18 protein-coding genes are annotated in these 25322 nt (G+C 30.1%); 9 read left to right on the forward strand and 9 right to left on the reverse strand.

Annotated features, from left to right (window positions below; all coding sequences use genetic code 11):
• Window positions 1-83: 83 nt before the first annotated feature.
• The gene (gene rpmH / locus FRY74_RS08020) at window positions 84-242 is read right to left on the reverse strand and encodes a 50S ribosomal protein L34 (protein WP_147100321.1); all 159 of its coding nucleotides are present in this window, start codon (window positions 240-242) and stop codon (window positions 84-86) included.
• 195 nt (window positions 243-437) lie between these two features.
• On the opposite strand from rpmH, the gene FRY74_RS08025 reads away from it, so the two are divergent.
• The gene (locus FRY74_RS08025; protein WP_147100323.1) at window positions 438-1463 is read left to right on the forward strand and encodes a radical SAM/SPASM domain-containing protein; all 1026 of its coding nucleotides are present in this window, start codon (window positions 438-440) and stop codon (window positions 1461-1463) included.
• Window positions 1464-1466: 3 nt separating this feature from the next.
• Here FRY74_RS08025 and FRY74_RS08030 read toward each other — a convergent pair whose 3' ends face one another.
• A complete protein-coding gene (locus FRY74_RS08030) occupies window positions 1467-3428 on the reverse strand; it encodes an LTA synthase family protein (RefSeq protein ID WP_147100325.1) in 1962 nt (653 codons plus the stop codon).
• A 96-nt stretch (window positions 3429-3524) separates the two neighbouring features.
• Between FRY74_RS08030 and FRY74_RS08035 the strand changes: the two genes are divergently transcribed.
• The 5 genes from FRY74_RS08035 to rlmB are packed head-to-tail and all read left to right on the forward strand — an operon-like array spanning window position 3525 to window position 8452.
• The gene (locus tag FRY74_RS08035; RefSeq protein WP_147100327.1) at window positions 3525-4322 is read left to right on the forward strand and encodes an SDR family oxidoreductase; all 798 of its coding nucleotides are present in this window, start codon (window positions 3525-3527) and stop codon (window positions 4320-4322) included.
• 18 nt (window positions 4323-4340) lie between these two features.
• A complete protein-coding gene (locus FRY74_RS08040; protein ID WP_170227982.1) occupies window positions 4341-5021 on the forward strand; it encodes a L,D-transpeptidase in 681 nt (226 codons plus the stop codon).
• A gap of 45 nt (window positions 5022-5066) precedes the next feature.
• Window positions 5067-6407 carry a DNA recombination protein RmuC gene (gene rmuC, locus FRY74_RS08045; RefSeq protein ID WP_147100331.1) on the forward strand — a complete coding sequence of 447 codons (1341 nt, stop codon included), beginning with the start codon at window positions 5067-5069 and terminating at the stop codon, window positions 6405-6407.
• On the forward strand, window positions 6407-7702 hold the full coding sequence (locus FRY74_RS08050) for a GWxTD domain-containing protein (RefSeq protein ID WP_147100333.1): 1296 nt from the start codon (window positions 6407-6409) through the stop codon (window positions 7700-7702). Before rmuC ends, FRY74_RS08050 begins: the two co-directional genes overlap by 1 nt.
• Window positions 7703-7708: 6 nt before the next feature.
• The gene (gene rlmB, locus FRY74_RS08055; protein WP_147100335.1) at window positions 7709-8452 is read left to right on the forward strand and encodes a 23S rRNA (guanosine(2251)-2'-O)-methyltransferase RlmB; all 744 of its coding nucleotides are present in this window, start codon (window positions 7709-7711) and stop codon (window positions 8450-8452) included.
• Here rlmB and FRY74_RS08060 read toward each other — a convergent pair.
• Window positions 8441-9982 (reverse strand): hypothetical protein, encoded by a 1542-nt coding sequence (locus FRY74_RS08060; RefSeq protein WP_147100337.1) that lies wholly within the window; start codon window positions 9980-9982, stop codon window positions 8441-8443. The genes rlmB and FRY74_RS08060 overlap by 12 nt on opposite strands.
• A gap of 172 nt (window positions 9983-10154) precedes the next feature.
• Here FRY74_RS08060 and FRY74_RS08065 point away from each other — a divergent pair, with 172 nt between their 5' ends.
• A complete protein-coding gene (locus FRY74_RS08065) occupies window positions 10155-12485 on the forward strand; it encodes a M1 family aminopeptidase (protein WP_147100339.1) in 2331 nt (776 codons plus the stop codon).
• On the opposite strand, the gene bioA is transcribed toward FRY74_RS08065, so the two are convergent.
• Window positions 12479-13747: an adenosylmethionine--8-amino-7-oxononanoate transaminase gene (bioA, locus tag FRY74_RS08070; RefSeq protein ID WP_147100341.1), complete on the reverse strand. Its 1269-nt coding sequence runs from the start codon at window positions 13745-13747 to the stop codon at window positions 12479-12481. The two genes, FRY74_RS08065 and bioA, sit on opposite strands and share 7 nt — an antisense overlap.
• Before the next feature lie 109 nt (window positions 13748-13856).
• Between bioA and FRY74_RS08075 the strand changes: the two genes are divergently transcribed.
• Window positions 13857-14753: a rhomboid family intramembrane serine protease gene (locus tag FRY74_RS08075; RefSeq protein WP_147100343.1), complete on the forward strand. Its 897-nt coding sequence runs from the start codon at window positions 13857-13859 to the stop codon at window positions 14751-14753.
• A gap of 5 nt (window positions 14754-14758) precedes the next feature.
• Here the strand turns inward: FRY74_RS08075 and uvrB are convergent, their stop codons facing one another.
• The gene (uvrB, locus tag FRY74_RS08080; protein WP_147100345.1) at window positions 14759-16768 is read right to left on the reverse strand and encodes an excinuclease ABC subunit UvrB; all 2010 of its coding nucleotides are present in this window, start codon (window positions 16766-16768) and stop codon (window positions 14759-14761) included.
• 9 nt (window positions 16769-16777) lie between these two features.
• Entirely contained in the window at window positions 16778-18223 is a 1446-nt protein-coding gene (locus FRY74_RS08085) for a hypothetical protein (RefSeq protein ID WP_147100347.1), read from the reverse strand.
• 87 nt (window positions 18224-18310) lie between these two features.
• Here FRY74_RS08085 and FRY74_RS08090 point away from each other — a divergent pair, with 87 nt between their 5' ends.
• Entirely contained in the window at window positions 18311-19708 is a 1398-nt protein-coding gene (locus FRY74_RS08090) for a poly(ethylene terephthalate) hydrolase family protein (RefSeq protein ID WP_147100349.1), read from the forward strand.
• 70 nt (window positions 19709-19778) lie between these two features.
• Here the strand turns inward: FRY74_RS08090 and FRY74_RS08095 are convergent, their stop codons facing one another.
• The 3 genes from FRY74_RS08095 to trkA all read right to left on the reverse strand — a co-directional run bounded on the left by FRY74_RS08095 (window position 19779) and on the right by trkA (window position 25317).
• The gene (locus tag FRY74_RS08095; RefSeq protein WP_147100351.1) at window positions 19779-22358 is read right to left on the reverse strand and encodes a DUF5723 family protein; all 2580 of its coding nucleotides are present in this window, start codon (window positions 22356-22358) and stop codon (window positions 19779-19781) included.
• Between the two features lie 140 nt (window positions 22359-22498).
• Window positions 22499-23974, reverse strand: a complete 1476-nt coding sequence (locus FRY74_RS08100; protein WP_147100353.1) for a TrkH family potassium uptake protein — start codon at window positions 23972-23974, stop codon at window positions 22499-22501.
• Window positions 23974-25317 (reverse strand): Trk system potassium transporter TrkA, encoded by a 1344-nt coding sequence (gene trkA, locus FRY74_RS08105; RefSeq protein ID WP_147100355.1) that lies wholly within the window; start codon window positions 25315-25317, stop codon window positions 23974-23976. The genes FRY74_RS08100 and trkA overlap by 1 nt, the downstream gene beginning before the upstream one ends.
• Between the last annotated feature and the right edge of the window lie 5 nt (window positions 25318-25322).

The raw sequence follows: 25322 nt of genomic DNA on the forward strand, positions 1-25322 counted from the left end.
TTGCTTATTTTTCAACAGTTATTAAAAAAATGTTCAAAAAAAAAGGAAGCTTAATGCTTCCTTTTTCTTATCTACCTATATAATTATCTCTTGTGTCTAGCTTCGTCAGACACAGTCAATTTCTTTCTTCCTTTAGCTCTTCTTCTAGCAATAACTTTTCTACCATTAGCAGATTCCATTCTACTCATGAATCCATGCTTATTTCTTCTTTTTCTTCTCGATGGTTGGAATGTTCTTTTCATTTCTTTCTGTTTTTAATCTTCCGATGTTAAATTTCGGTCTGCAAAAATAGATTTTTTTTATATAATGGCAAATATATTTATTTATTTTTTTGATTTTTATTTAATGTTTTTAAAACTAATAGTTAGCTTATGACAAATATCAGTAATAGTTATCAGTGAGCTCACTAATTTTAACATCAAAATATAAAAGTATAAATGTTAATTGGTTTAAGAGATTTTTTTGTTAGGAACCTTAAAAAAGGTACATTTTTATGGAAGGTTCTTGAGTTTTTTCAAGGGTTATTTTATGTTAAAAATTATCTTTTTTATTATAAGTGGAAATTCATTACTAAAGGAAGTTCTATAAGAGAAGTTAATATAGAGTTCAACAGTTTTTGTAATTTAAGATGTTCTTTTTGTTCGTTAGATCACGAAAAACCAAAAGTTAAAATGACACCAGAATTGTTGGATAAGTTTTTTGATAACTTGGTAAATGATGGGCGTTTTAAAAAAGTAGAAGTTATCCATTTGCATAATGGAGGAGAAACACTTTTAAATCCACAGATTAAAGAATTACTAGCTGTAATAAAAAAATATAAAGACGTTGTTTTAAATAAGGGGCTTAAGTTTCCGACCGTTTATTTATTAACCAACGGAACTCCACTTACAGAGAAAAAGACAATAGAAATTATAACAAGTGGAGCAGTTGATATAATGGAGTTTAGTATGGATGGAGGAAGTCCTCAGCGATTCGAAGAAATGCGGATTAAGGCAAAATGGGAATTGTTTTATAAAAACATAAAATATTTTTGTAACGAAAATAAACTAGCAGGTAATCCGATTAAAACCAATATTATTTCAGTAATCGATGCGAAATATCCTTTAAATACTAATTGGATGGATAAAGAATTTGTTGAAGTTTTAAGTATGGTTGATAAATATGAATTAAGACATCCTCATACTTGGGCAGGAGAAGTTGATATTGAAGGAGATTCATCAAATAGTAAAAATAAACCTCACAAAATAGGCTGTGGATTATTAATGAATCAGTTAGTTTTTTTACCAGATGGTAATATTACAGTTTGTTGTGTTGACTTAAATGGTAAAGGGATTGTTGGAAATATAAAGGATAATAATTTGTTTGATATTTATTATTCTCCCAAAAGAATAAAGTGGTTGGAATTAATGTTTAAAGGTCGAAAAGAAGAAATAGAATTGTGTAAAAACTGTGATACGTTTTAGTTGCTATTCTTCTCCAACTTTATTTTTACTCATTAAATAATAAGCTGCTTGCATGTTAGAAAATGCATAGTTTTTCATTGCTTCAGCTTTTTCTTTATTGTTATTAATACAATTATTTACAGATTTGTTTTGATACAAATGCATAGATTCTGGACCTTCTTTTCTTATAATAAGTAGATGTTCTTCATCTATAACTCCAATTTTATCATCAGCATTAAAGTAAATGTATGGTCTTGATTCGGTAAATAAATCAACGCCTAATGTGTTGTTTGTATATGGTAATTTCAATAAATTCATTAAAGTTGGAAATACATCTAATTGTCCGCCAATTTTTGAAAATGCTCTTGGTGTTTTAATTAAATTAGGAGCATATATAATAAATGGAATATGATTATAATTTAAAGAGATGTCATATCTGACATCTATAGCCCATCCATGGTCAGCTACAAAAGCAAAAATAGTATTGTCGAACCAAGGTTCTTTTTTAGCGTCATTAATAAATTTATTTAGTGACCAATCTGCATATTCACATGCGGCAAGACCATCAATTTTATGTTTAGATTTAAAATGACTAGGTATTTTGTATGGCCCATGATTACTTGTAGTCATAAAAACGGACAAAAATGGAGTTTCTTTTTTTGCCATTTTATTAATGATTGGTATAGAAAAGTCAAACATAAAATCATCAGCAACCCCAAGTGTGCTTAAAATTTTATCTTTTGGGTAATCTTTATCGCAAATAATTTTGTCAATCCCGTTCTCTGTTAAAAAACCTCCAACATTATCAAACTCAACATCATGATTTGTAAAGTAGGTTGTTGAATAGCCATTTTTCTTTAAATTACTTACAAGGTTGTTATACTTTAAGATTGGAACTTGATTCATTGCATGTCTATCGTAAAGAGCAGGAAAAGAACAAAGCGTACTAAAAATTCCATTGTGGGTGTGAATTCCTGCACTATACAAGTTTTTAAAAAAATATCCTTCATTACTAATACTATCCAAAAAAGGAGTGATATTAAATGGATTCCCATAAGTTTCCATTCTTGCAGTACTCATTCCTTCCATTAAAATTAAAACTAGATTGGGCTGTTTTGTATAATTAGAATCAGGAATTATTTTTTTTGAAATTGGAGAAGAGGGCGTACCTTCTCTGGTTAAAAAATGTTTTACATTATTAATAGCCAGTTCGTTATCCATTAAATGTAATTCCTGATTACTTGATTTTTTGGTGTCTAAATAACTCTTTAGAAAAGTAAAAACAGGGTTTAATGATATCTGATTTGCAATAGAATAATCACTAAAATAAGCATCGGTTGGCCCAAGTGGAGCAATATTTAAGTTCGCTCTACCTCTTAATCCGATAATTAATAATAGTGAAACAGAAATAAACCAAAGTATTTTTTTTAGAAAAAATGTATGGTTTGAATATTTAGTATTAAAACAAATTTTACCTATTTTTTTTATGGAAAACTGATATGCAAATACAATAACAACTAACGGAACTAATATTCCCCAATAACTAGGTTCTTGAAAAATCATTTTTAATACAAAAACGGGGTTTTCAATCCATTGAAAAACGGCAGTAGTTAACCTGTAATTAAAATGAGAAAAATAAGGAACATCAATGCTGCTTATAAGAAATGAAAATAAATAGGAAACAGTGATTAAAGTGCTTACAATTTTTACTAAAACAATTTTTTTAGTTGAAATAAAATCAGAAATAGAAAGTATTAAAAAAGGAATAATTAATAGATAGCTACTTATCACACTATCAAAGCGAAATCCTAATATGAATGATTTGCTAATAATATCAGTTCTAATGTTATTAGGGATATTTTCTATTTGTCCATAATTAACAAAAAAAGCAATTAACCTAAATATAAAAAAGATGCAAATACCGATTGTATAGCTAACAAACAGAAATTTTATATAAGGAGGTATTTTTTGTATAAGATTTTTCAAATTCTAACTCAAAAGAGATGTTCAAAAATAAGATAAACTTTAAGTTTATCAATTCGCATACTTTTTTTATAACACTTTAAAATTTAATTTAGCCAAATGGACTTAACAAACAAAATAGTATGGGTTACAGGAGCTTCTTCGGGAATAGGAGAAGCAATTTGCCATGAATTGATGAAATACAATTGTAAAATTGTATTGTCATCCAGACGAGAAAGTGAATTGTTGAGAGTTAAAAATGAATTGAAAATTAAAGATGAGAATGTGTTGATTTTACCTATTGACTTAGAGAAAAGTAATGAGGCTGAAAATTGGGTGGAAAAAGTGATTGTTAAGTTTGGGAGGATTGATTTTTTAATTAATAATGGTGGAATTAGTCAGAAGAGCTTGGTAGAAGAAACTACTGAAGCTGTTGAACGAAAAGTGATGGAGATAAATTATTTTGGGAATGTGGCCTTAGCTAAAGCAGTTTCAAAATATATGATAAAACAAAAATCGGGGAAAATAATAGTTACAACAAGTATTTTAGGAAAGTTTGGATTACCATTTCATTCAACTTATGCTGCATCTAAACATGCTTTATATGGTTTTTATGATTCGTTTCGATTAGAACTTAAAAAAGATAATGTATCTGTATTATTAGTGTCTCCGGGTTTTATAAATACAAATGTGGCCGTTAATTCTATTACTGGTGATGGATCAACTCTAAATGAAGATAGTCCTGCTCAAATTAATGGGATGAAAACTAATGTTTTTGCTCGCAAATTAGTTGGAGCTATCAAATCGGATAAGAATCATATTTTTATTGGAAGTAAAGAGTTGCTGTCTATTCCTTTTAAAACTTTTTCGCCAAATTTGTTTTATTCAATTATGTTAAAACTGAGTAAGGGAAAATAGATGAGATTGATCAATTGCATGAAAATAATTGCAACAATTGTTGTAGTAATCTTGATGTTTTCTTGTAAAACTATCCCAACAGTTAAATCACCTAGTTTAGTTGGTCAACCACCAGAAGATACTACTGTTTTTGTTGTTGATAATGAACCTTCTAATGAATCAATAGCAACTTTTTTAACTGAATATTTAAAGATAAAATATAAGGATAGAGATTTTAGTAAGTTTATCTATGTATCTATTAAACACCAAAAATTATACTTAATTGAAAAAGATAGTGTGCGTTTTAAATTCCCAATATCTTCTGCAAAATTAGGAGTAGGAAACGTACAAAATAGTATGAAAACGCCAATTGGGTTACATACTATAAAACATAAGTATGGAGATGATGTTCCGTTGGCAGGACTATTTAAATCAAGAGTTTACACCGGAAATGTTTCACCAATTTATGCCCAAAAAATTAAGTCGCCAACAGATGATGTTACAACAAGAATTATGTGGTTGCAAGGTGAAGAACCAGGGATTAACAAAGGGCGAAACATAGATTCATACAAAAGATATATTTATATACACGGAACATCTGAAGAAGGATATATTGGAGAGCCTGCTTCTCATGGATGTATTCGTATGAAAAATACAGATGTATTAAATCTTTATGAAGTTGTTGATGAAGGTACTCCTGTTCTCATTTTAAAATATTAAAGGATTACTTAAAATATCTTAACTTTAAGGTCTCAAAAACAGACTATGGATTTTACTGCTATCTTTTTATTAATTATTGGCCTAGGAATAGGTTTTGTCTTAGGGTGGCTTTTTAAAAAAAGTAAAGAAACTGAGGTTGAAAATATTAATGATACAGAAGCTTTAAATCAAGAAATAGCTGTTTTGAAAAGTAGGATAGAAGCTGCTGCAGAAAATTATAAAGAGCAAAGGCAAAAAATAGAAGATTTATCGTCCCAAAAGGATGAATTATTATCTACTAATGCTCAGTTGGCAGCAAATAATCAAAACGTTGAAGAGAAACTAAGTGAACAGAAAAAAGAAATTGAGAAGTTGCAAGAAAAATTCACATTAGAATTTGAAAATGTAGCTAATAAGTTACTAAAACAAAACTCTAGTGAATTTGCTGAATCGAATCAAAAAAGATTAGATGAAATTTTAAAACCTCTAAGAGAAAATATTAAAAACTTTGAGCAAAAAGTAGATGACAAATACGAGAAGGAATTAAAAGAACGAACTTCTTTAATGGAGCAAGTAAAAACCTTGTCGGATTTAAACCAACAAATGCGAACAGATGCACAAAATTTAACCAAAGCATTGAAAGGAGATTCGAAAGCACAAGGTAATTGGGGAGAATTTATTCTTGAAAAAGTACTTGAGAGTTCTGGTTTAGTTAAAGATCAAGAATATGTTACTCAGCATCATACAACTAATGATGAAGGGGGTAGAATTTACCCTGATGTTGTTATTAATTTACCAGATGATAAACACATTGTAGTTGACTCTAAGGTTTCGATTACGGCTTATACTAATTATCTAGAAGCAGAAACTGAAGAGGAGCAATTAAGTTTGATTAAAGCTCATATTGTATCTGTTAAAAGTCATATTGTTGGATTGAGTGAAAAGAATTATTCGAATGCAGTAGGTATTAATTCTCCTGATTTTGTATTGATGTTTATGCCATCAGAACCTTCGTTTAGCTTTACCTTACAAGCAGATGCATCTTTATATAATTATGCTTGGGATAGAAAAATTGTAATAGTTAGTCCAACAACTTTGTTAGCTACCTTAAAGACAATTGCTTCAGTTTGGAAACAAGAAAAACAAACCAAAAATGCGCTTGATATAGCAAAACAGAGTGGTGCTTTGTATGATAAATTTGTTGGGTTTTTAGAAGATTTAGAAAAAATTGAAAGAGGCTTATCAACTGCGAAAGTGGCTTATGATGGTGCTGTAAATAAGCTTAAAACAGGTTCGGGTAATATAATTCGTAGGGTAGAAGGGATTAAGAAGTTAGGAGCAAAAGCTACAAAAAATATACCTTCAAGTTTTAATGATGATGATGATATTGAGTTATTAGAGGATTAATGAATTTTAAGACACAAAATATAAAAACGAATACACCACTGAATTTATTAATAATTCTGGTTGTTTTTGTTTTTTTACATTCATGTAAATCTGGTCAAAATGCATCAAACAGAAATGTAGCAGGAATTTATATGCCTGGAATTAATTTAATTGACCCTTCTTTTAAAGTGTTTAATAAAAATGACTCGCTTACCCAATTTTATTTTCGATTAAATGCTGAAAATTTACTTTACACTAAAAAACGTAGTGATTCTACTTATACTGCTAATGTTGAAGTTACATATCAGTTAACAGAAAAAGATCAGAAAGAAATAATTGATAGTGCTACTTTAAAATTTGTAGATTTTGGAAAAAATAATCAATTAAAATATTTAGATGGAACACTTGAGTTAGCAACCCAACCAAATAAAGAGTATGATTTAATTATAATGTTTAATGATATTAATAGAGATAATTATTTAAAGAAAAGAATATACATTAATCGTTTAAATCAATTTAATTCTCAGAATTTCTTACCAACTGATACTTTAGGAAATGTAATTTTTAAAAACTATTTTAATATTGGAGATGTTGTTGAATTGAAAAAGAATGAAACCAATTCGAATAATACGATTGCATTAAAAATATATAACATTGTTCATGGTATAGCTAAACCTCCTTTTTCAGAAAGTGATACTGAAAAAAAGCAAGATTTTTTACCAGACTCTATTCAAGTTTTAACTTTTGATGAAAACAGTAAAGTTCGTTTGTCTATTTTGAGTAAGGGATTGTATCATTTTCAATCTTCAGAAATAAATAAAGAAGGACCAACATTTTATAGTTTTCAAGATAATTTTCCATCGGTAAAATCGATTGAAAACATGATTGCACCAATGCGTTATATCTCAACAAAAGATGAATACAATAAATTATTAGAAGCTGAAAACCAAAAAGTTGCAATGGATGAGTTTTGGTTAGATATTGCAGGAAGTACAGAAAGAGCAAGAACTTTAATTAAAGAATATTTTAATAGAGTTGAAAATGCAAACGAGTTCTTTACTTCTTATTTAGAAGGTTGGAAAACGGATAGGGGATTAATCTATTTAATTTATGGAACACCTACGGTTGTTTACAAACATAAAGATTATGAAAACTGGATTTATGGAGAAGAAAATAATGTAATGTCTTTAAATTTTGTTTTTTATAAAGTTAAAAATCCAATTACAAATAACGATTATAGTTTAAGTCGTTCATCAATTTATAAGACTACGTGGTATAGAGCAGTTGATACATGGCGAAGTGGAAGAATTTATTAAAATTAAATGAGAGAAAAAGAAAATATCATTTTTGGAGTTCATCCAATTATAGAAGCAATAAACTCGGGAAAAGAAATTGATAAAATTTATATTCAAAGTGATATAAGTGGCCCTGGTTTAACTGAGCTTAGAAAAGCAATAAAAAAAGGGAAGGTACCATATAGTCATGTGCCTGTTCAAAAATTAAATAGACATACGAGTGGTAATCATCAAGGGGTTATTGGGTTTATTTCTCCTATAGAAACCCAAGATATAGAAGATATATTACCACAATTGTTTGATCAAGGTAAAGTTCCATTTTTATTAATATTAGATAGAATTACTGATGTTAGAAATTTTGGAGCAATTGTTAGAACAGCAGAATGTGCTGGGGTTGATGCTATTATTATCCCCAAGAGAGAATCTGCCCAGATAAATGAAGATGCTATAAAAACTTCTACAGGAGCAATTTTTAGAGTACCAATTTGCAAGGTTGATAATCTTACCGATACTGTTTATTTACTTAAAGACAGTGGATTGACAATTGTTGGATGTACCGAAAAAACAAACACAACTGTTTATGAGTGCAATTACACAGAACCAGTTGCTGTAATTATGGGTAATGAAGAAAAGGGAATTGCGAACCAATTACTTAAAAATTGTGATAGTTTAGCTAAAATACCAATGGCTGGTGAAATAGCTTCCTTAAATGTATCAGTTGCAGCTGCAATTATTTTATATGAAGCAGTAAAACAAAGATTAGGAAACTAAATGATTTTTTCCTTGAATTAATTCAGAATAGGTCTTTTTTAATAATTTAGTATCTAACCAAGCAATAAAATCAAAGTATTTAAGAGCTACTTTTTGATAAGGGTCTTGTGTAACTTTGTTTAATTCTTTTCTAAAATTTTCTATTGTTTTAGTTAAATCATCAGGATTTTTAACCTTGATTAATTTACTCATATTTTTTAAGAAAACTGTTTCAAATTGGTGATCTGTTTCTTTCTTAGTTATAAATCGTTTTACAGATTTTATAGTATATTCTAAAAGGTCAATGTTGCCTAATTCGTAATGTATAATTAAATTTATTAATTGAGCAAAAGTAAAAATATCTTGGCGAAGCATGTTTTCATTACTATTCAATACTTTGTTAATGTACTTTAAGGCATTTTTATAATCTTCATTTCCAAAATATGCTCTTGATATGTTATAGTAAAACAATATTTCATCCTCAATGCTTAATTTACCTTGGTAAAGCTCAATTCCGTCTAAAATTTTAGGTAAAACATCATTAACTGCTGTATCGTAATTACCTAAATTTAGGTTGGTAATTAGTTCGGCATTATAGGGTAATGTAAATAAACTTAACTGGCTATCAATACTTTCGAAGCCAGTTGCAGTTTTTAAAGATTTAATTTTATTGATAGTTTCGAAACAAGTATCATAATCATTAGTGTCTAAATTATAATACATTAAACTATTTAAAGCTTTTATATATCTTTTTGGTAATTCCTTCATAATTGAAGGATTGTCTTCCATAATTTTAATTACTTTTTTAAAGTTGTTATTTGTTTCTTCAAAGTTGCCATTCGTGCTAGCACACATTCCTTTAATTGAATAACATGCTGTTGCAGCTTTAGTTGATAGAGCAGTTTTCTTACCTTTAATTAAAGGATGATTTGTAATTTCTTCAATTATTTCTTCTTCTTCAACAGTACGGGTAAATCCTTTATTTCTAATTGCGTAATTAATTTTTGAATATAACTTTTGGTACTCAGCTAGGTTGTTTAATTTTTCAATACATTCTCCTTCTTCTTTAACCAGTTCTGTTAGATTAGAATTAAAAACACCACGAGAATAGCTTTCTTCTATAAGTTTCTTTTCCCAATCAATTAAATCAAGTAAAAAGTAAAATTTTTCATATTGATAAGCGATAGATTTTGCTTTTTTTATGTATTTAGTACATTCTTTATACAAAGCTTTGTTGTATAGCAATTCAATATTTCTTAGCTGCTCTTGAAGTATTGATGCAGCAGAATTATCAGCATAAAACCCTCTTAGGCTTTTAAGAATAAGGTTGTATAGGTGATTTTTTTCAGAAGGTAAATGCTTAATAAATGTTTCTGTTTTGAATTTATTTTTAATAGCATCTTCATCATATTCAGTTTGTTCTTCAATAGCGTCAAATAGTTTCATGTAGTTTTTTTCTCCAGATTGAAGTGAAGAAGTTAACTTGAAATATCTCTTTTCAGATTTAGATAAGGATTTAATTAGCTGAAATAACTCTGTAGAAGGTTTCATAGCAATTCAATAATAAGCTTGGTTTAGTTGTACACAAAATACGTTATATTATCTCAGATGGTTGCATGGTATTTTGTAATAGGATTGCAATAATGGAGTTTTGAGAGCTATCATTTAATTAACGGTATAGATAAATCTATTTTCGGTAAATTTATTGTCTAAATTGTGCATTATGAAAATTTTATTTCTCACCTTTTTTTCCTTTTTTCTTGTGCTATTTACATATGCTCAAAATTCTAGAAGTGATACTGTTAATATATTAAAATATGAAATTAACCTTGACTTTACCGATATGGATAATCAACAAATAAAAGGTAATTGTAAGGTTAATTTTACTCCAAAGATAAATGGAGTTTCTCAGTTAAAATTAGATTTATTGGAATTGATTGTTGATTCAGTAGTTAGTATATCGGGTCCTCTAAGTTATACTTATAACGATACTCTATTAAATATAGATTTAGGATTAAGTTTAACTACTAATGATTCTTCATACGTTACTGTTTATTATCATGGCTCTCCACAACAAGATGCTACTGGTTGGGGAGGGTTTTATTTTCAGGGTAACTATGCTTTTAATTTAGGGGTGGGATTTGATGCAAATCCTCATAATTATGGAAGAGTTTGGTTTCCATGTTTCGATAATTTTGTTGAGCGTTCAGCTTATGAATTTAACATGATTACTTCAGCTGGAAAAAAAGCACATTGTAATGGGGTTTTAATTAGTGAAAATGTAATTAGTGGTGATACTATTATTAGAAAATGGGTAATGAATGAAGAGATACCTAGTTATTTAGTTTGTGTTGCAGTTGCAGATTATACAACTGTTCATCAATCTCATAATGGATTGTTGGGTAGTATTCCTATTGAATTAGTAGCCAGACCAAGTGATACAACTAATATGAAGAATTCATTTATCCATTTACCAAATGCGATTGATATTTATGAAACTGGTTATGGTCCATACCGATGGAATAAAGTTGGTTTTTCTTTAGTTCCTTTTGGTTCTGGAGCAATGGAGCATGCAACAAATATTGCTTATCCATTATCTGCTGCAAATGGTACTTTTGGTAGTGAAACATTAATGGCTCATGAGTTTGCTCACCATTGGTGGGGAGATTTGGTTACTTGCGAAACAGCAGGTGATATGTGGATAAATGAAGGGATGGCAACTTACTCTGAATATTTGTTTACAGAAAAGGTTTATGATTATGAAACTGCATTAGAGGAAATAAAGAACTCAAATAAATCCATTATACAATATTTAAATTTAAATGAAGGAGGCTATATGCCTATATCTGGAGTACCTCATGAGTATACTTACGGGGATAGAGTATATAAAAAGGGTGCTTTAATGGCTCATAATATGAGAGCTTATTTAGGTGATTCGTTGTTTTTTTATGGATTGAATGAAGTAACCAACACATTTAAGTTTAAGTCTATGAATTCCGAGCAGTTTAGAGATGAATTAACTCTTAAAACAGGTGTTGACATGACACCATTTTTTAACGATTGGATTTTCTCTCCAGGCTATGCTCATTATGAAATTGATTCTACCATAATAGCTCCTAACGGAGCTAATTATGATGTAGAGATTTTTATAGAACAAAAACTTAGAGGAAACTCAGTATTTCATACTCAAACACCAATAGAGATTACTTTTTATGATAATAATTGGAATAGAGTAAAAAGACGAGTGATAACTAATGGTCAGTTTTCTTCTGCTACAGTAACAATTCCTTTTCAACCAGTTTTAACGTTGTTAAATGAAGATAACAAATTGAATCAAGCAAGAACAGATGATAGATTGGTAATTAAATCTGCTGGAACAAAAACACTAAATAGATCGTTGTTTAACATAACAACTACATCAATTACTGATTCAGCATTATTGCATATTGAACACCATTGGGTAAAACCAGATGCCATTCAAAACAATCCAAATAATTATAGAATTTCTGAAAGTAGGTATTGGAGTGTGAAAGGTATTTTGCCTGCTGATATTGACGCTACAGCTAAAATCTATTTTGACGGCCGTTATAATTCTGGATATTTAGATGTTGATTTAGTTCCAGTAAATGGTGATAGTTTAATATTATTATATAGAGAAAACGCAACGCAAGATTGGACACTTTATCTTTATTATACTAAAACAACATTGTCGGCAACTATAGCATATGGGTGGATGACTATTGACAGTTTATTGTTGGGTGATTATGCTTTTGCAAATGGTGATTTAACAATTGGAACAACCGAAATAGCATTAAATAAAAAAGAAGTAAAAGTTTATCCAAACCCGAGTGATAGTTTTGTTACGGTTCAATTGGCAAAATCAATTAAAAATTCAACAGTACAAGTTTATGATTTAACAGGTAAATTAATTATTGAGCAGCCTATTTTTGATACACTAAAAATAAATACAAGTGACTTAGATCCTCAAACTTACATATTGCTCGTAATAAAAGAGGGTAAATCAATTTACAATCAAAAACTAGTGATTCAATAGTTAATTAAAAACTCTTCAATTGCATCATAAATTGTATTTAGTTCATCTTTTGTAATACAATAAGGGGGTAAAATATATAAGATGTTTCCAAGAGGTCTTAAGAGTATATTTTTTTCTAAGAAATAATTATAAAGAACATCTCTTAAATTATTGAAGTAAGAAGTATTAGTACCTGTATCAAATTCAATAGCTATAATAGTACCTCTTTGAGTTACGTTTTTAATCAATGAATAACTTTCTAATTTTTTTCCAAATTGCTGATGTTCTGCGATTATCATTTCTATTTGTTGCCAAGTTTCTGGTTTTTCCATTAAATCCATACTAGCACAGGATGCAGCACAAGCCAAAGGATGTCCGGTAAAAGAATGACCATGAAAAAATGTTTTAGAATGATCGTCAGATAGAAATTCATTATATATTTTATCAGAACAAACTGTTAATCCTAAAGGCATAGTTCCTCCAGTTAAGCCTTTTGATAAAGAAACAATATCTGGTTTGTTTTCAATGTAATCTGTCGCAAAGAATTTTCCAGTTCTACCAAAACCTGTCATTACTTCGTCAGCAATACAAAGCACTTCGTGTTGTTTGCAAATGACGATTAACTCATTTAAAATTTCAGAAGCATACATTACCATACCTGCAGAACCTTGAACAAGTGGTTCAAAAATAAAAGCAGCAACATCATTGTTTTTTACTTTTTCATTTAATTGTTGAATAACAATATTCTCATTTCCAGGAGTTGGTACATCTATAAATTCAACATCAAACAAAAAGGGATTAAAAGGATTATTGAAAGTATCTCTACCACCAACACTCATTGCTCCAAAAGTATCTCCGTGGTAAGCATGGTTAAAAGCAATTATTTTAGTTTTAGTTTCTTTTTTATTGTACCAATATTGAAAAGCCATTTTAATAGCGACTTCAACAGCAGTACTTCCGTTATCAGAAAAGAAAACTTTGTTTAAATAAGGTAATTTACCAATAATGCGTTCAGAAAGTTCTATAGCCTTAGGATGTGTAAACCCTGCAAAAATAACATGCTCTAAAGTGTTAAATTGTTCGCATACAGCTTCAGCAATATATGGGTGAGAGTGTCCATGTATGTTAGTCCACCAAGATGAAACTGCATCTAAAATTTTTGTGCCATTTTCAGTATAAATGTAAACACCCTCTCCTTTTACTATAGGAATGTTTAAAGGTGCTGTTTTCATTTGTGTAAACGGATGCCAGATGTATTTTTTGTCTTTTTCTTGTAAGTTCATGACTACAAAGATGAGAATAAATATGCTTCTTCTATTTTTGAAATATTAACTTTTAACAATTCACCTAAACACTATTAATGTTTAACTTTGTTGTAGAATTTTATTCATTATGAAAAACCCATTTATAGAAGATATCAAACGACAATATAAAAGTGGCTCAGCATTAATAAAGCTAATTTTTATTAATGTGGCTATGTTTTTATTAGTTCATATTGTTGGTTTGTTTTTGTGGTTTTTTGGTATTAGTAATGGTTCTGAGTTAATGGTTTATTGGTTAGCATTACCTGCCGATTTTAGCAACTTAATTACTAAACCTTGGTCGTTGATTAGTTATATGTTTTTGCACGAAAGTTTGATGCATATCTTAATGAACATGTTAGTACTGTATTTTGGAGGTCAAATATTTCTTCAATTTTTAAATCAAAACAAATTAGTTGGGGTATACTTGTTAGGTGGTTTAGCAGGTGGGCTGTTGTATATTTTAGCATTTAATATTTTTCCTGTTTTCGAAAATGTGTTAATGGGTAGTTTGGCATTAGGTGCTTCGGCATCTGTTATGGCAGTTTTAGTTGCCGCTGCTACTCATGTGCCTAATTTTGTAGTTCGCTTAGTGTTTTTAGGTAATGTAAAATTAAAATATGTTGCCTTAGTTTATGTAGTACTCGATATAATTAGTATTCGTCAAGGAAACTCTGGCGGGCATATTGCACACATTGGAGGGGCTTTGTTAGGATTTTTATTTGCTAAGCAATTACAGACAGGTAAAGATATTACCCTTTTTATAAATCAATTATTAGCATATTTTAAAACAATGTTTTCTACTAAACGTAAAATGAAAGTAGTTTATAAAAATCCGGGAAAAACAAAAACAGATTACGACTATAATGCACAAAAGAAAGCAAATCAACAAAAAGTTGATGCTATTTTGGATAAGATTGCAAAATCTGGTTACGATAGTTTAACAGGAGAGGAGAAAGCAATTTTGTTTGATGCGAGTAATAAATAATAGTTCTATTTTTTAATCATTTTTCCTATTTCCATCATTTCATCTCTTAATCGGGCCGCCTCCATAAAGTCTTCTTCTTTAGCCGCTTTTTTCATTCTGCTTTGTGTTTCTTCTAATAGCTTTTGTAATTGATCTTTATTCATGTATTGAACAACTGGATCGGCAGCTAGACTAAGTTTGTCATCATAATTAATAATATCATAAGCATCATCAATAACTTTTGATTGTCCTAAAATTTCAGCTTTAGATTTGTTTAAAGCCATTGGAACTAAATTATTATCGTTATTGTATTTAACTTGCTTTTCCCTTCTACGGTCTGTCTCATCAATTGTTTTTTGCATCGATTTAGTAACCTTATCTGCATACATTATCACCATCCCATTAATATTACGTGCGGCTCTACCTGCAGTTTGTGTTAACGAACGTTCCGAACGAAGAAAACCTTCTTTGTCGGCATCTAAAATTGCAACTAAAGATACTTCAGGTAAATCTAAACCTTCTCTTAATAGGTTAACACCAATTAATACATCAAATAAACCTAAACGTAAATCGCGTAAAATTTCTACTCGTTCAATTGTATCTACATCAGAATGAATGTAACGGCATCGTATTCCATTGTTATCGAAGTATTTATCCAATTCTTCAGCCATACGCTTAGTAAGTGTTGTTACTAAAGTACGCTCATCTTTTTCAGATCTAATGGTAATTTCCTCCATTAAATCATCAATCTGATTTAAACTTGGTCGAATTTCTATAATTGGTTCTAATAAACCAGTAGGACGAATTACTTGCTCTACAAAAATACCTTCACTTTCGTTTAGTTCGAAATCAGCAGGAGTTGCACTAACATAAATGGTTTGGTTCATTAAGCTGTGAAACTCATCAAACTTTAATGGTCTATTATCCATTGCTGAAGGTAATCTAAAACCATATTCCACTAAGTTTTGCTTACGAGAACGGTCTCCACCGTACATTGCTCCAACTTGAGATACAGTAACGTGACTTTCATCAATTACCATCATAAAATCTTTAGGGAAATAATCTAACAAACAGAATGGACGAGAACCAGGTTCACGTCTATCAAAATAACGAGAATAATTTTCAATACCTGAACAATAGCCCAATTCTCTCATCATTTCCATATCGTAAGTCACTCTATCTTCTAGTCGTTTTGCTTCTAAATGTTTTCCAATTTCTTTATAATATTCTACTTGCTTTCCTAAATCCAATTGTATTTCATGGATAGCACTCTGCATGCTTTCCTTTGTTGTGTTAAAAATATTTGCGGGGTATATGTTGAGGTAAGTAAACTCTTCTAAAGTATTGCCTGTAATAGGGTCGAATGATTCTATTTCTTCAATTTCATCACCAAAAAAGTAAATTCGATAAGCAATTTCTGCATAAGCAGGATAAACATCAACAGTATCGCCTTTTACTCTAAAATTACCTCGTTGAAAATCATTTTCAGTTCTAGAGTAAAGACTCTGAACTAGTTGAAGTAAAAATTTATTCCGACTAATAACCTCACCACATTTTATTTTTATAATATTCTTTTGAAAATCGGCCGGATTACCAATACCATAAATACATGAAACAGAAGCAATAACTATTACATCTTGTCTTCCAGAAAGTAGTGAGGTTGTTGTACTTAATCTCAATTTTTCTATCTCATCGTTAATCGACATGTCTTTCTCGATGTATGTATCAGTAACCGGTAAGTATGCTTCAGGTTGGTAATAATCGTAATAAGAAACAAAATACTCAACTGCATTATTTGGGAAAAATTGCTTGAATTCTCCATACAATTGAGCAGCTAAAGTTTTGTTGTGGCTTAAAATTAAAGTAGGCTTCTGAACTTGCTCAATCACATTGGCTACGGTAAAAGTTTTTCCAGAACCCGTTACTCCAAGAAGTGTTTGAGCTTTGGTACCATTATTTATCCCTTCAACTAATTGTTTTATTGCTTCTGGCTGATCGCCAGTAGGTTTAAAGTCAGATACTATTTCGAATGCCATACTGTAAAATTACAGAATTGCTGCTTGAACACGTTCAATAAGTTTTAGGTTATTTTCCATCAATTTATTTTCACTTAGTTCTTTTATAATTAAGGAAAGTTTGTCAGAATATTGTTTGCTTTTTTTAAGTTTTAACTGAGCTATATAGTATAAAGCTCTTATTATTAAGTCGTTCTCTTTTACTGAAACTTCACCTTTAGTAACTTTTTTGTATCGATTAAAAGTATCCACTGTATCTTCATATTTTTCATCTTGAAAATAGGCCATAATAAGTACTACAAATATTCCATCATATAGCTTGTTGAATTGTTTTTGTTGGTATTCATGTAATATTTTTTCAATTAAGTTTGAAGCTTTATTGGCTTTTTTATTTAAGATAAGATAGAGTGCATGTACGTTACATATGTTTATGTATTTTAGGTGACCTTCAGTTTTCCAATCTGTATTTTTAATTAATTGATTAGTAAAATCAGACACATCTGAAATTTCTAGTTTTAATTTTTTTGGAATAGTATTAAAATAATAATTTGTAATATAATAAGAGCCTTTTATACTTATCGCCATTGTTAATCCAATGTCTAACTTACTGTCTGTAGGAAAATAATTTTGCCATTTTTTTATGATTAAAGAACAAGCTTTATTCATTTCTTTTTCATCAAGAGTTAATCGAGTATGTTTTACCAACATATAATCTAAACTCATTAATTTTTCTGTGTATTGAGCTATAATTAAATAGCCATATTTTTCAGTTTCTTTAATGGTATGATTAATTAGTTCAAGAGTATTTTTGTTATAGAAATCAGAATGATTGCAAGTACTCAAAACATTTAAATAAGATTGTTTCGCTAATATTTCAACTGATTTTGATGTTGAATTAAACAAACTTGTAAATTGTTTCAATTCGCTTGAGGTAACTCCTTTTTTTGATGAGGTATTTTCTTTTATAATTTTATTTTGGAGATAAAGTAAATGTTCAATTTCATTTAAATATTTTAGATAATCATTTTTTAGGATTGAATTTGCAAACGATTTTTCTATACCTACTTGTTGTTTAATAATTCGAGTTAATTGAATGAGTAATTGATAATTCTCGAATTTATCAGCCACCTCTTTTACATATTTAATTTTATCATTTAGTGTCTTTTTGTTATTTTTAAAAATAAGCCATTCAATTTCTTGAATATTATGCCATAAAAAAGAGGGGAAGTTTTGACTAATAAAAGAAAAAAGTTTTAATGTATGATGTGCTAATTGATTTAGCTTTTTGATTGATTCTTTACTATTGTTGTTATAAATTTTATCAGAATAAAATTGGATGTTTTCATAAGGGTTGGTTTGTATAGTTTTTATAAGTGTAGCAGATAGTTCATGATTGTTTTGAATTAAAAAATCATGAAATAAGCCTAGTAATTCTGTCTGGCAGCTATTACATACTTTTTGAATGAGTAGTTCCATTTTTTCATCTGATTTTTATAAAAATACGAGGATTTTTTTAAAGTTAATGTTAAATTACTTTTATAAGTGTTAAAAAATTAAATAGCTATGGAAAGAAAAATAATAAGAAATACGCAAGAAATTTTAGTTATAATATTATTGTTTGGCTTAATGTTTATTGCCTCAGAAATGTTTGCTCAGCATCAAGTTGGACATACACAAATAACTTTTCAAGATGCAAGCAGAGGAAACAGAGCAATACAAACGGAAATATATTATCCAGCATCTACATCTGGCGATGATGTTTCTATAGTTGCTGGTCAATATCCAGTAATTGTATTTGGGCATGGTTTTGTGATGGCATGGAGTGCTTATGAAAACCTATGGCAATCTTATGTTCCAAGAGGTTACATTATGATGTTTCCTAGAACAGAAGGAAGTTTAACAGGAACAGATCACCAACAATTTGGATGGGATTTACAATTTTTAGTTACAGAAATGCAAAATGAAGGAGCAACTCCTGGATCAATATTTTTTAATGGGGTAGCTCCAGAAACTGCTTTAATGGGACATTCTATGGGTGGTGGAGCTTCTTTTCTGGCAGCAGATTCGTTAGTAGCAAATGGAAATATCAATCTTAAAACATTGGTGGGGTATGCTCCCGCCGAATCATCAACTAATGGAGTTTCCTCAATAAATTCAGCACTTAATATAACTGTTCCATCTGTTGTTTTCTCAGGAAGTAACGATGGAGTTACACCAGCAGCAGATCACCACACACCAATGTATGATAACTTGGCCAGCAATTGTAAAACATTTATAAATGTATTGGGTGGTGGACATTGTTATTTTGCAAACACCAATACGAATTGCGATTTTGGAGAAAGTACATCATCTACAGGAATTTCAATTACTAGAGAAGAACAACAAGATATTGCTCAAGATTTAACAAACCTTTGGTTGGATTATATGCTAAAAGGAGACTGTGATGCTTTCGATTACTTCCAAGATTCATTAGCTAATTCTACTCGAATTTCTCATTTACAAGAATGTGCGGTAAACCCAACACCTATAATTGCTGATAATTCTGGAGATTTAACTTCTTCTACAACAGGTGTGAGTTATCAATGGTATCTGGATGGAAACCCGATACCAGCAAGTAATAGTCAAACAATTACGGCAACTCAAGACGGTGATTATACTGTTGAGGTAACTTATGCTAATAGTTGTCCTGAAACTTCAGCACCTTATACAGTTACAACAACTAGTCTAGCAGAATATGCTTTAAAAGATTTTACAATTTATCCAAATCCGACAAAAGGCTTAATCACTATTAAAGGCGTTGGTTTAAAAAATGTTGAAGTACAGTTATATAATTTAGTAGGAAAGTTAATAACTAACTTTTCAGTAGATAATAATGAAACAATAAACTTAAGTAATTTACCAGAAGGTGTTTATTTATTGAAAGTAAACGGAACTACCAATCGAATTATTTTATCAAAATAAGAGTGAAATAATCTACCTATCTAAAAGGTTTTTCACAATAAAAAGTCCTCCCAATTTGGGAGGACTTTTTTTAATTTTGAATAACTGTCATTTCAACTCTTCTGTTTTTTTGTCTACCTTCTTTAGTTTTATTGTCAGCAATTGGTTTTGTTTCTCCAAACCATTTCACCTCAAATCTTGAGGAATCGACTCCAGATTTAGTTAAAAATTCTGCTACAGCTTGAGCTCTACCTTTAGATAGTCTTAAATTAGAACTTGCTGCTCCTTGACTATCTGTATGTCCAGCGATGCTAAGTGCCCAATCTGGTTTTTTCTTTAATAATAAAGCTAAATCAATTAATGAAGGAAGTGAAGTTTCTTTAATTTTTGTTTTACCTGTTTCAAATTCTAAATTAGCGAAAGCAGTATTTAAGATTTCTTCTTCTTCTTTTGTTAATTCAAGAGCAGCTCCTTTTTTAATAAAAGTATAAGCGTAGTGAGTGCTATCTTTTTTGAACGCTCTAATCTGTGAAATACTATCACTATTTTGTAAAGCAATATCTATATATGGAGGGTATTCTCCATCAGAAACTTCTAGTTCAAATAAATAACTTTTATCTGGAGATAAATTGTTGAAAATAAATTTTTCCTTACCAATCAATAAAGTATCAGATGCTAATATTTGATTCATACTATCAACTGAATGGAGTAGTTTTAACGGGCATCCTTTGTTGGAAGTAGGTCCCGGAAGTTGAGGACATCCATCTTCTTTATCCATTAATCCATCACCATCTGTATCTGGGCAACCATTAAATGTTGGGATTCCAGGAGTATCCGGACAATCATCTTCTTTATCCATAATATCGTCACCATCTCTATCTGGGCAACCATTAAATTTAACCAAACCAGAATCTGTTACACAACTATCTAGTTTGTCCATAATTCCATCATTATCTGTATCAGGACAGCCATTAAATTCTACAATACCAGAATCTAGCGGGCAATCATCTTCAGCATCTTGAATACCATCATTATCTGTATCAGGACATCCTTTAAAAGCCCACACTCCAGGTACATCTATACAGACATCAAGCTTATCAGAAACTTTGTCTTTATCTCTATCTTTAGGTCTTCCATAAGGAATAGGTAATTTTAAAGCAACATAAAAATCACCACCTCTTATTTTTGTATCTTTTCCAGGGGCAAAAAATGGTTTAATATCTCCTGTTCCAACAACAACAGGACCTGCTCTTAAACCAACACCATACCTAAAACCTGCAACAGTATTATAAGATAAAGGAAGAGAAACTCCCCACCATCTTTTCTCCCATCTTGGGGTAATAGCAAAATTATTTGGATAGTGCACTGCATTTCTGTCTTTAAGAAATAATAAGTTTAAACGCATATAATAGTTTGCGTATATATTTTTCCCAATATGATAATCAACATCAATATTTGCATGGGTTGGTAAATTCATAAAGTATTTTCCGTCATCATTTCTAAAAACAATATCTCCACTATCAGCTAGATTTAATAAAGTTGAGTCAAGAGTCCTAAAACCTTCTACGCCATCAAAAGTTTGTAAATCAAAGTTGCTGGTATTAAAAGAAAAGTTTCTACTTAAGGAACCCTTTTTATAGGTCATACCACCAATGTCATTAATTGCGGCACCAACTCTTACTTTGTATTTATTTTGGTCTCTTCGCCATAAATCGGTTTTATTATCCATGTCGTATTTAAAGTCTCTGTAATTTGGTCTCCATTCGTATACAATTCCAACATCTAAACCTAGCCCAAAATTTGAAGCACTTTTAAGAAATTCTCCTGCACTGAACTCTTCTCCGCTATTATCTTCAGGTTCAATATAGCCACCAAGGTTATCAGAATATCCATAGTCAAAATCACCTTGTATAAAGTTTGCTGTTGAATCGTTTTGAATGTTATAGTCAACATTATCAGAATAGAAATAAAATGAGCCAATTCCTTGCAAGAATTTTAATTTACCTCCAATTTTCCAAAAATGTTCGTTATCATCTTTTAATACTTGAGCATAAGCAAAGTTGTATTCGTTCCAGGAGTTCATCGATAAATTGAGATTGGCATCTTCAAGATTTAAGTTAAAGAGTTGTTGATAATCAAACTCTCTTCCAACTAACCTTATCAGCTCAGGAGAAACTTTATCTAGATTAAATAAAGTTCTATTTTTAATTTGAAACCCTATAGATATTTTTTGGTTTATTGAAATCATAATATTGAAAATATCTATTTCAGTATTTACAAAAGCAGAACGATCTTTATTTCCATTATTGAATTCAACATATTGATCGACGCCTTTATTTTTATAAAAATCAATAGAATCAGCAGAAACTAATTGATTTAAATCTTCATTATTCATCCAAGCATCAGATTTTGGATCGTCTGCATCAAATGATTTTATCCAACCGTAAGGCATGTGTTTTGGATTAAAATAAGCGTGATTATTATATCCATAAACAGAGGCGCCGAAAATAACCATATCCATTTTCATCCTATTATCAGCAATTGAAGCAGGGTTAAGATCTAAACCCATTACTCCCGAATAGTTACTTTGACGGATGCCTAGAAATTCTTGAGCATTTGCATTTGTGATGAAAATGCATATCGAAATTATTAGAGTTATTTTTTTAAACATAATTGTATTCTTGACCTGTTTAGACGAGATTTTAACATAAAACCATCGTTAAAACATCTATTTTGTTATAATTTTTGGCAATATACTAAGTTGATGTTAGTTAACAAACATCAACTTAATTGAATTACAAGAAAGCTAATTTAATTTCTTCTCCAGAAGTAGGGAGTGAACAAGATTGCAATGGTAAATAATTCTAAACGACCCATTAACATTAAAATAGATAGTACCCATTTACTAGAATCTGGAAGATGGTAAAAGTTGCCCGAAGGACCAATACTTGCAATGCCAGGCCCAACATTACCTACGCTTGTGGCTACAGCACTAACAGCTTCCATAAAATCTACCCCTAAAAATGTTACGATAATAGAGCCTACAACAAAAGTTGAAAGGTAAAAGAAAACAAACGCTAATAAGTTATAAATAATATGAGGAGGAACACCTTGACCATTTAAATGTACTGGAATTACAGCATTTGGATGTAGTTTTCGTTTAAATTCTAAAAATCCATTTTTCATTAATAATACGATTCGTACCAATTTCATACCCCCACTAGTTGATCCAGCACTTGCTCCTGTAAACAATAGTAAGAAAAACAAGAAAGTTACAAATGCACCCCAAGTTGTAAAATCGGCACTTGCAAAACCAGTTGTTGTAATAATACTAACTACTTGAAATAGTACATCTCTAAATGATTTTTCGAAACCTAAATTAGCACCAACGATTCCATAAACTGTAGGAATGATAATAAATGTTAAACCAATAACTGTTCCTATATACCATTTAAATTCATCGTTTTCCCAAAACTTTTTTAATTTAAGTTTAGCTCCAAAATACAATAATGTAAAATTGGTTCCTGCAATAAACATAAAGACTATGATAATATAGTCTACTATTGCTGAATCAAAATGAGCAACACTTGCTTGTTTAGTAGAAAAACCACCAGTTGACATTGTTGTAAGTGAATGGTTTATAGCATCATAAAAATTCATTCCACCCGGAAACATTAATAGAATGGTTTGAATTAGTGTTAAAGAGAAATAAATTAGCCAAAGTCTTTTTGCTGTTTCTTTAATTCTTGGATGAATTTTATCTTTTGTTGGTCCTGGTGCTTCTGATGCAAATAGCTCCATACCACCAACACCAAGTAATGGTAGTATAGCAATTGTTAAAACAATAATTCCCATACCTCCAATCCATTGTGTCATACTTCGCCAAAAAAGAACTCCTTTAGGCACAGCTTCTATATCATTTAATATTGAAGCTCCTGTGGTTGTTAGCCCAGATATTGTTTCAAAAAAAGCGTTGGAGTAGTTAGGTATTGCGTTTGATAATACATAAGGTAAAGAACCAAAAATAGTCATGGAAATCCAGCCTAAAGCAACAATTAAATAACCTTCTCTTTTTTTAATTTCATCGTTAGAATGGCTTTTAGTAGATAACTTTAATACTAAGCCACTAATTAAGGTAATAGCCGAAGATAAAATTAGCGGAATTAAATCTCCCTCATTATAGTAAATAGAAAATGGAATGGACAACGCCATTAAAGCTCCACAAATAATGACTAAGCTACCCACAAGGTGGATAATTACTTTTATGTTTATTAGACTTTTAGGCATTAGTTTTGGAAAAATTCTTCAACTTCATGAATAGATTTAGAAGAACAAAAAACAACAACTTTATCGCCATCTTTTAATTGAAAACCTCCAAAAGGAATTACCCCCTTGTTATCTCTAATAACACCAGCAACATTTGCACTTTCAGGAAATTTAATTTCTCTAAGAGTTTTGGTTGTTATTTTAGTATCTGCTTTAACATTAAACTCAATAATTTCTGCATCTACACCATGTAAATTAGCAATTGCCTCAACTTCTCCTTTTCTAATAAATTTAAAAATTTCGTTAGCGGCAATAATTTTTTTATTAATCAAAGTGTCTATACCAATGTTTTGAGAAAGATTAATGTAATCCATATTTTCAACACGAGCAATGGTTTTTCTCACACCATGAGATTTAGCAACTAAAGAAGAAATTATGTTCGTTTCAGAATCAGCAGTTAATGCAATAAAAGCATCCATATCGCCAATATTTTCTTCTTCTAAAATTGAAACATCTCTTCCATCAGCATTAATTACAAGTGTTTTCTTTAAACGTTCAGCAACTTCTGTTGCTTTCTCTTTATCTTCTTCTATTAAAGTAATGTTGTACTTTTTCTCTAAAATTTCGGCGGCTAAAATACCTATACGGCTAGCTCCTAAAATCATTATATTTTTAATCTGGAAACAATCTTGACCACAAATTTTAGTTACTTCTGAAATGCCCTCAGGGGTAGAAATAAAATAAACAATATCATTTTCTAGTATAACTGTATTTGCCTCTATCATTATAGTTTCTCCTTGGCGAAGAATAGCTAATGGTTTAAATGATAGGTTAGGGTTGAGGTAAGAAGTATCTACTATTGAATTAGCTTTTAAAGGTGATTTTTCATTAATAGCTATTCCAAATACAGTAAGTTTACCGTTTTCAAACTCATAATCATCTGTAAAAGCTGATTGAGTAATTAATCTTTTAATCTCTTTGGATGCTAATTCTACAGGGGAAATTATCGTGTCAACACCAAGTTCTTTATAAAATGATTGTAATTCACCTAAAGAAGTTTCGTAGTTGTTAATTCGAGCTATCGTTTTTTTAGCACCTAATTTTTTTCCTGTAATACATATCAACATGTTGGTTTCTTCAGATGAAGTTGCGGCAATTAATAAGTCGCAAGAACTGATTTTTATTTCTTTAAGAAGTTGAATGTTGGTAGCATCTCCTTTAACCGGGAAAACGTCAATATGTGATTGCACATAATTTAATCGTTTTTCATTACCATCAATTAAATAAAGGTCTTGAGCTTCACTTGCCATCATTTTTGCGATGTGAAAACCAACTTCTCCTGCTCCTGCAATTATTATCCTCATTCTAA

It is taken from the genome of Vicingus serpentipes (assembly GCF_007993035.1).
Taxonomy (GTDB): Bacteria; Bacteroidota; Bacteroidia; order Flavobacteriales_E; family Vicingaceae; genus Vicingus; species Vicingus serpentipes.